Origin of the sequence: Streptomyces alkaliphilus (assembly GCF_014141535.1) — a bacterium.
Lineage (GTDB): Bacteria > Actinomycetota > Actinomycetes > Streptomycetales > Streptomycetaceae > Streptomyces > Streptomyces alkaliphilus.
Map to the genome: position 1 here is coordinate 1 of NZ_VKHT01000062.1, position 11,162 is coordinate 11,162.

An 11,162-nucleotide genomic window follows, 5' to 3' on the forward strand; every position below is an offset into this window, starting at 1 on the left:
CCCCCGACAGCCCTCCCGGGGCGGGCGCTCTTGACCCGCTCCCGTCGGCGGCTACGGTGGTCGCCGACCACCGGACCCGTCGCGATCCCCCGAGTGGAGCCGACGGCCGTCCGGTCACCACGCGGAAAGGGACGTCGATGACCGCCGAGGGCACCACCCGACGTCACCCGGCACACCCCTCGGGTTCCCCCGGCGGGAAAACCGCGCCTCTCCCGGAGCCCGGGGCGGTCCGCCGGGCGGTGTTCCAACAACTGGAGCGGGCCACCGCGGACCTCGACCCCCCCTTCGCCGTGGTGGACCTACCGGCCTGGCACCGCAACGCCGACGCCCTGACCCGCCGCGCACTGGCCAAACCCCTGCGGGTCGCCACCAAGTCGCTGCGCTGCCGCTCCCTGATCCGACGCGCCGAGCGGCTCCCCGGCTGGCACGGCGCCCTCGCCTTCACCCTCCCGGAGGCCCTGATGCTCGCGGCGGACGAACCCGACGGGAGCCCCGGCCTCACCGACGTCGTGGTGGGCTACCCCACCGCCGACCGTGCCGCACTGCGCCGCCTGGTGACCGACCCCACGGCCCGGGAGCGGATCACGCTCATGGTCGACTCGGTGGAACACCTGGACCCGCTGGAGGACGTGGTGCGGGAGGCGGGCCGTGCCGCCCCGGGGCCTCCCCTGCGGCTGTGCCTGGAACTGGACGCGTCGTTGCGGCTGTTCGGCGGGCGCCTGCACGTCGGAGCCCGCCGCTCACCGGTGCACGACCCCGCCTCCGCCCGGGCCATGGCCGAGGCGATCGCCCGCCGCCCCGGCCTGCGATTGGTCGGGGTGATGGCCTACGAGGCACAGATCGCCGGGATCGGTGACGCGCCGCCGGGAGCGCCGTTGCGCGGACTCGCGATACGGGGACTCCAGCGACTCTCCGGGGCCGAACTGCGCGAGCGCCGCGCCGCCGCCGTCGCGGCCGTGCGCGCGGTGACCCCCCTGGAGTTCGTCAACGGCGGGGGGACCGGCAGCGTGGCGCGCACCGCCGCCGAACCGACCGTCACCGAGATTGCGGCGGGTTCCGGCCTGTACGGTCCCGCCCTCTTCGACGGCTACCGGGACTTCCGGCCGACCCCGGCCGCGTTCTTCGCGCTCCCCGTGGTGCGTCGACCGGCCCCGGACATCGTGACGGTGCTCGGCGGGGGCTGGATCGCCTCCGGCCCGCCGGGACGCGATCGTCTGCCGCTACCGGTCTTCCCGCCCGGTCTGCGGTACGTCCCGACGGAGGCGGCCGGGGAGGTGCAGACCCCTCTGGTCGGCGCCGCCGCCCGAAAGCTGCGCCCGGGCGACCGGGTGTGGTTCCGGCACGCCAAGGCGGGCGAACCCGCCGAGCGGGTCAACCGACTCCACCTGGTCGACGGTGACCGGATCGTGGAGGACGTCCCCACCTACCGGGGCGAGAGGCACGCCTTCATCTGATCCGGGCGGAGCGAACAGGGGGCCGGCGGCCTCAGGCGGGCTCGTCGAGCCGGTCCACGCCGGGACGCCGGCCGAACCACAACAGGCCCGCCCCCAGGGAGACCACCAGCAGCACCCCCATACCGCCCAGCATCCACCCGGCACCGAAGTTGACGATCAGCGGCACCGCGGCCGCCGTGATCAATCCGCCGCCGAAGAACGGCTCCAGCGCCAACTGCTTGTAACCGAAGGCCGGGTAGGCGGGGGTGCGCAGCTCGGGGTCGGCGATCCGCAGCAGCACCAGGCCGGTCGCCGTCACCCCCAGGGACTGCCCCATGTCCCCGATTCCGCGCTCGAACCAGTGATCGGGCATCACCCGGGGGGCGAGGAAGAGGAAGGCTCCCACCGACCACAGCAATCCGGTCACGGTGAGCAGCAGGAAGGGACCCAGATTGTCCGCGATGACCTGCAGCGACAGGGTGCCCAGGGCGGCGATGATCAGCATGTCCAGGGAGAAGCCCTGGAGCCGCTCCACCAGCTGTCGGTCCACGATCTCGTAGCGGTCGAAGGACTGGATCGCCAGCTGGACGACGATCCCCCCGATCATGGCCATCGGGAACAGCGGTACGTAGACGAAGAGTTCGATCGTGTCGATCCACAACCACCGCTCCACCGCCTGAAGCCCGGAGAGGATCAACCACCCGATCATCACCGCGATGGCCAACAGGCCGAAGTGCAGGGTGAGGGGCTCGATGGAGGAGGGGTGCACGGTCAGGGTGCCGGCGGAGCGACGGTTCTCCTTCTCCACCAGACCGGCCTGCTCGGAGACCGAGGGCGCGGCCCCCGCGCGCAGTTCCGTGGTGCGTCCGGTCCGCACACCCCAGTTGATCAGGAGGATGCCCACGACGATCCCGGAGAGCAGTCCCACGGTGGCCATGCCCAGCGCGAGGTCCTGCCCCTCGGGGAAGCCGAAGTCGGCGAAGGTGTCGCCCAGACCGGCGGCGGTGCCGTGACCACCCTCGAAACCGATCTCGATCAGGGCCCCGGTCAGCGGCGGCAGGTCGAACACCGGGCCCAGCACCAACAGGGCCAACAGCAGCCCGAGCACGTACTGCCCGCTCGCCAGAGCGGTGCCGAAGGCGATCTGGGGCCCGGCCATCCGTCCGGCCTCCCGGGGACCGGGCAGCCGGTGGCCGAGGAAGAGGCCGGCGAAAACCACGGAGATCAGCAGGCCGGGAAGGGTCCCCCAGACCTCCAACACCTCGACGGTGAACACTCCGGAGTCGGCGAGACCGTCCGCGCCCGCGGCCGAGGCCAACCGGCCGAACACGTCGGGACCGCAGATCAGCGCGATGCCCCCACCGATGATGGAGCTGGGAATGAACAGCCGCTGGGCCAGACGCCACTTGACGCGGATGAGCTTGGCGAGGAGCAGCAGCGCCCCGAGCAGCAACAACGCGAAACCGATGGTGTTCGGGGACATCTCACCTTTTCCACTCGGATTTCACTCGGACTTCCCTCGAAGTTTCGTATGAAGTTTTGTGGTGCTCGGTGAAGTTCCGTGCGGGCCCCGTTCGCCGACCCCGCCGTCGCGTCGGACGCGCACCACCGTATCGGTGGAGCGTACGGGAGCGGGAATCGTGCGGGCGTGTCCCGCCCCGGGGCCCGGAGCGGTCCGGGGGGTCGACTCCCCGCCGCACGCCGGAGTGCGGGCCGGGGTCGTACCCCCGTCGGGACGGGCGCGCGCCCTCCGGGTACCCGGAGTTCCCGAACGAGTGACCCGGGCTGGCCCCACATCACTCGTTCGGGGGTATCCGGGCGCGTGAGTTCCCTCGGGCCACTTCGGGGCCACGAGGTTCCGGTGGGTCCCGGGGGACGCCACCCGTGCCCCGTGCGACCACCGCCGACACGCCCCGGGGGCATGCGCCGGGGGGCGCCGGCGAGCAGGGACACCACACGCGCCCGTCCACGCCCGCCACGCGCCGGTTGCCGGTTCGCTCACGCCCCCGCAGGCTGTGCGCAACGACAGAGCCGGTCCCCGGTCGCCGGGGGACGTCGATCACGCCGGGAGCCGCCATGGTCGCCTACTTCGCGACAGAGCCCGAGTCCCTGCTCGCCGACGCGCTGAACGGGTTCTGCCGGGTCCACGCGGACCTGGTCGTGCGGGACGCCGGTGGCGGCTACCTCCGTGCCCGGCACCCCTCCCCGGGGCGTCGGGTGGGTCTGGTGTCCGGGGGGGGCTCCGGACACGAGCCGCTGCACATCGGGTTCGTCGGCGCGGGCATGCTGGACGCGGCCTGCCCCGGGCGGGTGTTCACCTCACCCCACAATCGGCAGATCCTGGAGGCGTCCCGCGCGGTCGCGGGGCCGGAGGGCGTACTGCACATCGTGAAGAACTACACCGGGGACCGGATCAACTTCGGCATCGCCGCCGAACGCCTGGCGCACCTGGGCATCCCCTGCGCCCGGGTACTCGTCGACGACGACCTGGCCACCGCGACCGACGGGCCCGGCCCGGGCCGTAGGGGTACCGCTGCCACGGTGCTGGTGGAGAAGGTGCTCGGGGCGGCGGCCGATCGCGGCGCCGATCTCCCGGAACTGCTCCGATTGGGGGAACGGGTGACCGCCCGATGCCGGAGCCTCGCGGTCGCCTCCCGTTCCCACGCGTTGCCGGCCACCGGTGACCCCGCGTTCGAACTCGCTCGGAACGAGGTGGAGTTCGGCGTCGGCATCCACGGTGAACGGGCGGAACGGGCCATCCCGCGCGAGCCGCTGACCCGCCTGCTGGAACGGATGACGGACCCGCTGTTGGCGGCCCTCGCCCCCGCTCGGGAGGAGCCGGTGATCCTCCTGGTCAACGGCCTGGGGGCGGTCACGGAACTGGAGTTGTACGCGATCCACGACGCGGTGGAACGGTTGTTGCACAAGCGCGGGGTGACCTCCGCCCGCTGTGCGGTGGGTGAGTTCGTCACCACCCTGGACATGCGGGGGTTCTCCCTCACCCTCATGGTCACCGACAGGGAAACGCTCGAACTGTACGACGCCCCCGTGCACACGCCCGTGTGGCGGTGGTGACCGTGACACCGAACCCCCCGGGCATGCCGAGGGCCGGGACGGCGAGGGGAAGGGAGTGATGACCATGACATGCGACGGAGTCTTCACAGGGAGATGGGTCCGATGGTTCGCCGAATCGGTCTCCACCACCGAACCCGAACTCACCGATCTCGACCGGCGGGTCGGGGACGGTGATTTCGGTACCAACCTTCTGGTCGGTCTCACCACCACCATTCGGGTGCTCGACGGTTCCCCCGGGGCCCCGGGGTCCCCGGAGACGCCACCGGCCGCCGGCCCCCTGGAGATGATGGCCGGTGTCTTCCTGGACGAGGTGGGTGGCACCAGCGGCCCCTTGTTCGGCCTGGTCTTCCAGGAACTGGCCGCGGCGGCCCGGGCGGCCGGCCCGGTGCTGACCGGTGCCGCCGTGGAACAGGGGATCGACGCCGGTCTCGCGGCGGTGCGTCGGGTCGGGGAGGCCGAGCCGGGTGACAAGACGATGGTGGACGCGCTCCTTCCCGCGGTGACCGCGGTTCGTCGCGCCGGTCCGCTCCCGGCGGACCGGGCTCTCGCCCTCGCCGCCGGGGGCGCCCGTCGTGGGGTGTCGGAAACGGCTCGCCTGCGTGCCCGGCGCGGCAGGGCCGGCTATCTCGGGGACCGGGTCACCGGGGTCCCCGACCCGGGGGCGGTCGGGGTGGCCCTGCTGTTCGCCTCGGCGGCCGGTCCCGTGACCGCCCTGTCCCCCTGGTGGGAGCGCGGGGTGACGCGAGCCCATCTTCCCGGCACCCGGCTCGACGGTCCGGAATCCGGCACGGACACCGGTACGGGAGCGGGGGTACCCGCGGGGCGGTGAGCGGCACCCGATCCCGCCGGGCCGGCACCGGTGGACCCGGGGTGCCCGCTCCGGCGGGATCGGGCACGACCCCGGGGACTCTCAGGACGGCAACCCCGGCCTCCCGGCGGTGTCGGGAGCGTCCTCCGCCCGCCGAGGGGGCACCACCGCCGCTCCGCCGGAGGGCGGCGCGAGCAGGGCGGGGTCATCGAGTCGTTCCACCCACATCTCCACCTTTTCCATTCCCTCCACCCCCGTGGGGGGTTCGGGACCCACCCCGATGACCCGCAGGCCCGCCGCCAGGGCCGAATGGACGCCGCACATCGAATCCTCCACCGCCAACGAGGCCCCGGGGTCGGCCCCGCACAGGCGGGCGGCGGTGGCGTAGGGGTCGGGGTGGGGCTTGGGACGGATCCTTCCCTCCGGGACCACCACCCGGGAGAAGTGGTGGAGCAGGCCGGCCGATTCCAGGCAGGTCTCCACGATGTCCCGGGGACAGTTGCTGGCCACGGCCAGCGGGGCCAGTTCGGCGGCGAGCTCGACGAACTTCACGGCTCCCGGCACCGTCACGGCGTCCGCGACGACCAGCTTTCGGAATTCGTCCAGGAGGCGCTCGGTCACCTCGGCGGCTTTTTCCGGTCGACCGCACATTTCGGCCATGAGGCGCCCGCATTCCGAGTAGTGCATTCCCTTGGTCCGGGCGGAGAAATCCGAGCCCGGAGTGATTCCCCGATCCGCCAGCACCACCCTCCTCGCCTCGATCCAGTGGTGCTCCGTGTCCATGAGGGTGCCGTCGCAGTCGAAAACCACTGCGGAGAACGGGATGCCGAGGATGAGTTTCGACGCCATGTGCTGTCCTTTGTCGAGGGTTTTCCCGGAGGGCGGCGGCGCTGTTGTCACCGAGCGAACGCACGGCGGCGGGATGACGACGACGCTGGTCGTTTCCCCCGTGCGGGGCGCGATGAATTCATGAGGGGGCGGCCGTGCCCGAACTTCCGGTCCGGCGCTGAAATGCCGAAGTGATCGAAGAGATCGGCGCCATCTTAATTTCCGGATCCAATGAACGTCAATTCCCTGGAAAAAGTGATTTGGCGCGAATTTATCAGGAATTATGGAATGTCATTCCGGTGGTGCGAAAATTGGGGCGCCCGCCGGAGTGGAAAAAGTGAACAAGGGGGGTGGGAAAAGGGCGCGAACGCCCCGGGTCGCGGGCGTGCGCGGCGGGATGCCGCTCCGGAGCCCGCCCCGGGGTGCGCGGGAGGGGTGCCCCTTCGGGGCGAAGCCCGCGCCCGAGGGGGACACGCCGTGAATGCTCACTCCACCGGCACGTCCCGATCCCCTCCGCGCCCCGGCGGGGGTACGGTCGTGATCGCCCACCGATCCGTCAACGGGCCGGCGACCCCGGCCGTTATCCGACCGGCGCGCCCGCGCCCCGCTCGGATGCGGCGGGACCCGGCCCGAGGAACTCCCGGAGGGAGACCCCCCACATGTCCCTCGGTCGCATAGACGAGCCGGACTCCTCCCCGGAGGAGTCCGGCCGCACCGCACGCCGCCCCTCGCGCGGCCTTCTCCTCACCCTCGCCCTCGTCCCGGTACTTTTGCTGATCGGTGTCCTGATCGTCGTCTCACCGTGGTCCGGCACCGCCTCCGAGCCGGAGATACGTGGCCTGCCGGAGAACGAGGTCTTCAACGCCCGCACCCTGGAGGGCGCGGAACTGTCGATACACGGCTCCGGGGTCGTCGAGGCCGACGTCAGCCTCAACGACGAACCGGTGGACACCCGTCCCGCGAAAGACGGCGTCGTCGTCGACGTTTCGGGTCTGGAGGACGGGGAGTACACCCTCCGGGTGGCCGCGGACGCCACGGCCACCCGCACCTTCGCCATCCGCACCACCCCGCCGGACCTGAGCCTGGATCCCGTGGAGGCCGACGCTCCGGGGGAGCCGGTCACCGTCACCGGCACCGCCTCCGACGCCGTCACCGTCGCCCTGGACGACCGGGACGCCACCGGGTCGGACCACTCCGGGGACGCCGCTCCCGAGGGCCCGGCCGCCGGTGCCGTCGAGCCCGACGCGGAGGGGACGTTCGCCCTTCCGGTCGACCGCCCGGGGGCCACCGTCCGGGTGATCGCCACCGACGCGGCCGGCAACACCACCACCGCCGAGGTGGAGATATCCGTCGGCTTCCCCGTCATCCGCGCCGCCCACCTGACCGCGTCCGCCTGGGCACACGACGGACTGCGCGAGCCGATCCTGGACCTGGTCCGGGAGGGGAAGCTGACCGCCGTCCAGCTCGACATCAAGGACGAGTCGGGGGAGATCGGCTACGACTCGCAGGTGCCGCTGGCCCGGGAGATCGGGGCGGTGAGAGCCCTGTACGACGCGCGCGAGGCCATCGAGGAGATCCACGAGGCGGGCGGTGAGGTCGTCGGACGCATCGTGGCCTTCCGCGACCCCATCCTCGCCCGCGCGTCCTGGGAGGGCGGTCTGCGCGACCGGGTGGTGCAGACGCCCGCCGGCGAGCCCTACGGCGCGAACACCGCCTACGGCTCCCTCAGCTTCACCAACTTCGCCGACCCGGAGACCCGGCGGTACCACGTGGATCTGGCGGCCGAGGCGGCGGAACTGGGCTTCGACGACATTCTCTACGACTACATACGCCGTCCCGACGGCCGCCTGGACGGCCAGGTCTTCCCCGGACTCGGGGACCTGACCCCGGAGGAGTCGATCGTCGCGTTCACCGCCGACACCCGGGAGGTCGTGCGGGCGCACGGCGCCCGCCTGGGCGTCTCGGTCTACGGCATCGCCGCCACCCGCCCCACCGAGATCGCCCAGGACATCCCGGCGATGGCGGAGCACGTCGACTACATCGCCCCGATGATCTATCCCTCGCACTGGGGCCCCGGTGAGTACGGCGTGGCGGACCCGGACGCCCAGCCCTACGACATCACCCACCGGTCGTTGGCGGACTTCGCGGCGATCACGGAGGGCACCGGAGTGGAGATCGTGCCCTGGCTGCAGGACTTCTCGATGGGGGTCCAGTACGGCCCCGAGGAGGTGGCCGCCCAGATCAGGGCCGCCGCGGACAACGACATGTCCTCCTTCCTGCTCTGGAACGCGGGGGCCCGCTACCAGGCCGAGGCACTGGACATCGCCGCCGAGGCGCTCGCCGGGGACTGACCGGCCGACCCGGGCGGAGGGACGGGGCCGCCGCTCACGCCGAGAGCGTGGCGGCGGCCTCCTCAACGTTCGGACTGATGGTGAACAGTTCGTCCAACCCCACGATCCCGAACAGCCGCATCATCTCGTCATCGGGCCCCGCGAGCACCAGTCGGCCACCCGGGTCCACCACCCGCCGGTAGGCGGTGACCAGCGCCGCGATACCGCTGGAGTCGCAGTAGTTCAGCCCCGAGATGTCCACGATCAGGGTGGTGTCGGCTGCCCGGGGCAGTTCGTCCAGGGCGCCCCTCAGCCGCGGCGCGGTGTGGTGGTCCAACTCGCCGGTCACCACGAGCAGCCAATAGCCCTGCGGGTGAGAACGCAGCGTGACGTCGAAATTGCCGTTGTGCACCAAGCCTCCAGCCCCGGAACCGATCCCCGATTCACCACCGGGGCCCCGGCCGAACCGGGGAGGGACGGCGCACGGTCTCCGGCGCACCGCCGTTCGTCGGCCGCCCCCCGCTCCCCGGGGAAGGGGAACGCAACCGTGCCACCAGTCTACGAGAACCACAGGTCCTCGCCCCGTCGTACGGTGGGAACCGATACCCCGGTGGGGGAAACGGAGCCATGGTGCCCGGAAGCCCGGAAGAGGTGCCCGGACCCGGGTTCCCCCACCACTCCCGGGTGATCCTCGGGAAACCGGGCAGGTGGGGCCGGGTGGGGATCGCCGTACCGGCTTCCGGGGCGGAGGAGTGTTCCCGGAAGGACACGCAGAGACCGGAAAGCGAGGTGGCGATGGCCGTTTCCGACCCCGCCGTGCCGGTGGGTCCGCCCTTCGCCGGTGACAGCGAGATGGCCCGTCGGATGCGGACCTTCCCCTGGGCGACCACCTCTCTCGGGGACCCCTCCGGTTGGCCCGCCGCGCTGCGCGCCGCCTGTGACATCTGTCTCGCCTCCCGGTTCCCGATCATCGTGCTGTGGGGGGACGACCTGCGTTTCGTCTACAACGACGCCTACGTGCCCCTCCTGGGGGCCAAGCACCCGGCCCTCGGCACGCCCGGCGAGGAACTGTGGGGCGAGGTCTGGCACATCGTCGGTCCCATGCTCCGCTCCGTCATGGAGACCGGCGAGTCGATCTGGGTCGAGAACATCCTGCTGCCGGTGGATCGTCACGGTTTCCTCGAGGAGACGTACTGGACGTACTCCTACGGCCCGCTGCGCGACGACGGGGGGACGATCCGGGGCGTCTTCACCAGCGTGAGCGACACCACCGAGCGCGTGGTGGGCGAACGCCGGATCTCGCTGCTGCGTGAACTCGGGGCCCGCGCCGGTACGGCCCGGGGCGTCGAGGAGGCGTGCCGCCTGGTCGCCGGCGCCCTGGAGGGGGCGGGGAAGGACATCCCCCACGCCGCCATCCACCTGAGGACTCCCGACGGTGGCGTGGATCCCGTCCCCGTCGCGGTCGGTCCGGCCGGCACCGTGCCGCGTCCCCTGCCCGACGGCCCCGGCGGGTGGCCGCTCGAGGAGGTGGTGCGGACCGGCCGCGCCGTCGTCATCGATGACGTGCGCAAGCGTTTCGGCTCCCTGCCCGCCGTCGACTGGCCCGTACCGCCCGACCACGCGGTGCTGCTGCCGCTGCCCGGTGAGACCGGCGCCGAGCCCGTGGGGGTCATGGTGCTGGTCACCACCTCGGGGCGCCCGCTGGACGAGGAGTACCGGGCCTTCCTGGAGCTCGTCGCCCGGCAGACCGCGTCCCTGATCAACGGAGCGGTGGCCTATCGGGCGCAGCAGCGGCGGGCCGAGGAACTGGCCGAGCTGGACCGGGCCAAGACCCTCTTCTTCTCCAACGTCAGCCACGAGTTCCGCACCCCGCTGACCCTGATCACCGGTCCGCTCGCCGAGTTGCGCGCCCGATCGGCCGACATCCACCCCGACCTGCGGGGCGACCTGGAGGTCATGCACCGCAACACCCTGCGACTCGGCAAGCTGGTCAACACGCTCCTGGATTTCTCCCGCATCGAGGCGGGTCGGATGCGGGCCCGTTTCGAATCACTGGATCTCGCGGGGCTGACCACCGACCTCGCCGGTGTCTTCCGCTCCGCGATGGAGCGCGCCGGACTGGCCTACCGGGTGGACTGCCCGCCCCTTCCCGAGAGGGTCCGTGTCGACCGTGACATGTGGGAGAAGATCGTCTTCAACCTGCTCGGCAACGCCCTGAAGTTCACCCTGGAGGGTTCGGTCGCCGTTCGCCTCTCGGCGGAGGGCGACCGAGCGGTGCTGCGTGTCTCGGACACCGGCAGCGGAGTGGCGGCGGCCGAGATACCCGCGCTGTTCGAACGCTTCCACCGCATCGAGAACGTCCGCTCCCGTTCCAACGAGGGCAGCGGTATCGGCCTGGCCCTGGTCCGGGAACTGGTCGCGCTGCACGGCGGCACCATCACCGCGGAGAGCGTCGAGGGCGAGGGGACCACCTTCATCGTGCGACTGCCCTTCGGTGGGGATCACCTGCCCGAGGCCTCCGTGACCGACGCGGACGCCCCCGGACGCCCCGCGCTCCCCGAGCGCGCGGACACGGCGGAGAAGGCCCTTCCCTACATCGGCGACGCACTGGGTACCCCGTCCCGGGAACCGGTGACCGCCGGCACCGCCGCCGGCACCGCCACCGGCACCGGTGTGCGCCGCCCCCCG

General features: G+C 72.0%; 9 protein-coding genes. 6 read left to right on the forward strand and 3 right to left on the reverse strand.

What is annotated here, in order from left to right:
* The first annotated feature begins 137 nt into the window (after positions 1–137).
* On the forward strand, positions 138–1,454 hold the full coding sequence (locus tag FNQ90_RS04060; RefSeq protein ID WP_182605003.1) for an amino acid deaminase/aldolase: 1,317 nt from the start codon (positions 138–140) through the stop codon (positions 1,452–1,454).
* Between the two features lie 31 nt (positions 1,455–1,485).
* On the opposite strand, the gene FNQ90_RS04065 is transcribed toward FNQ90_RS04060, so the two are convergent.
* On the reverse strand, positions 1,486–2,916 hold the full coding sequence (locus tag FNQ90_RS04065) for a sodium/glutamate symporter (protein WP_182605004.1): 1,431 nt from the start codon (positions 2,914–2,916) through the stop codon (positions 1,486–1,488).
* 593 nt (positions 2,917–3,509) lie between these two features.
* Here FNQ90_RS04065 and FNQ90_RS04070 point away from each other — a divergent pair.
* Together FNQ90_RS04070 and dhaL are read left to right on the forward strand one after the other, a co-directional pair.
* The gene (locus tag FNQ90_RS04070) at positions 3,510–4,508 is read left to right on the forward strand and encodes a dihydroxyacetone kinase subunit DhaK (RefSeq protein ID WP_182605005.1); all 999 of its coding nucleotides are present in this window, start codon (positions 3,510–3,512) and stop codon (positions 4,506–4,508) included.
* Between the two features lie 64 nt (positions 4,509–4,572).
* Positions 4,573–5,337: a dihydroxyacetone kinase subunit DhaL gene (dhaL, locus tag FNQ90_RS04075; protein ID WP_182605010.1), complete on the forward strand. Its 765-nt coding sequence runs from the start codon at positions 4,573–4,575 to the stop codon at positions 5,335–5,337.
* A gap of 81 nt (positions 5,338–5,418) precedes the next feature.
* Here the strand turns inward: dhaL and FNQ90_RS04080 are convergent, their stop codons facing one another.
* Positions 5,419–6,165: an HAD family hydrolase gene (locus FNQ90_RS04080; RefSeq protein WP_182605006.1), complete on the reverse strand. Its 747-nt coding sequence runs from the start codon at positions 6,163–6,165 to the stop codon at positions 5,419–5,421.
* 170 nt (positions 6,166–6,335) lie between these two features.
* On the opposite strand from FNQ90_RS04080, the gene FNQ90_RS04085 reads away from it, so the two are divergent.
* Together FNQ90_RS04085 and FNQ90_RS04090 are read left to right on the forward strand one after the other, a co-directional pair.
* Positions 6,336–6,485 (forward strand): hypothetical protein, encoded by a 150-nt coding sequence (locus FNQ90_RS04085; protein WP_153426656.1) that lies wholly within the window; start codon positions 6,336–6,338, stop codon positions 6,483–6,485.
* A 318-nt stretch (positions 6,486–6,803) separates the two neighbouring features.
* Positions 6,804–8,495, forward strand: coding sequence for a putative glycoside hydrolase (locus FNQ90_RS04090; protein WP_182605007.1), 1,692 nt, complete (start codon positions 6,804–6,806; stop codon positions 8,493–8,495).
* A gap of 34 nt (positions 8,496–8,529) precedes the next feature.
* Here FNQ90_RS04090 and FNQ90_RS04095 read toward each other — a convergent pair whose 3' ends face one another.
* Positions 8,530–8,886: an STAS domain-containing protein gene (locus FNQ90_RS04095; RefSeq protein WP_182605008.1), complete on the reverse strand. Its 357-nt coding sequence runs from the start codon at positions 8,884–8,886 to the stop codon at positions 8,530–8,532.
* Positions 8,887–9,269: 383 nt separating this feature from the next.
* Between FNQ90_RS04095 and FNQ90_RS04100 the strand changes: the two genes are divergently transcribed.
* The coding region (locus FNQ90_RS04100; protein ID WP_182605009.1) for an ATP-binding protein at positions 9,270–11,162 on the forward strand (1,893 nt) is incomplete at its 3' end.

What these genes read in the sequence shown, in the direction of transcription:
- FNQ90_RS04060 (WP_182605003.1), top strand. Translation starts at nt 138, where the DNA reads ATGACCGCCGAGGGCACCACCCGACGTCACCCGGCACACCCCTCGGGT.
- FNQ90_RS04065 (WP_182605004.1), bottom strand. Translation starts at nt 2,916, where the DNA reads ATGTCCCCGAACACCATCGGTTTCGCGTTGTTGCTGCTCGGGGCGCTG.
- FNQ90_RS04070 (WP_182605005.1), top strand. Translation starts at nt 3,510, where the DNA reads ATGGTCGCCTACTTCGCGACAGAGCCCGAGTCCCTGCTCGCCGACGCG.
- dhaL (WP_182605010.1), top strand. Translation starts at nt 4,573, where the DNA reads ATGACATGCGACGGAGTCTTCACAGGGAGATGGGTCCGATGGTTCGCC.
- FNQ90_RS04080 (WP_182605006.1), bottom strand. Translation starts at nt 6,165, where the DNA reads ATGGCGTCGAAACTCATCCTCGGCATCCCGTTCTCCGCAGTGGTTTTC.
- FNQ90_RS04090 (WP_182605007.1), top strand. Translation starts at nt 6,804, where the DNA reads ATGTCCCTCGGTCGCATAGACGAGCCGGACTCCTCCCCGGAGGAGTCC.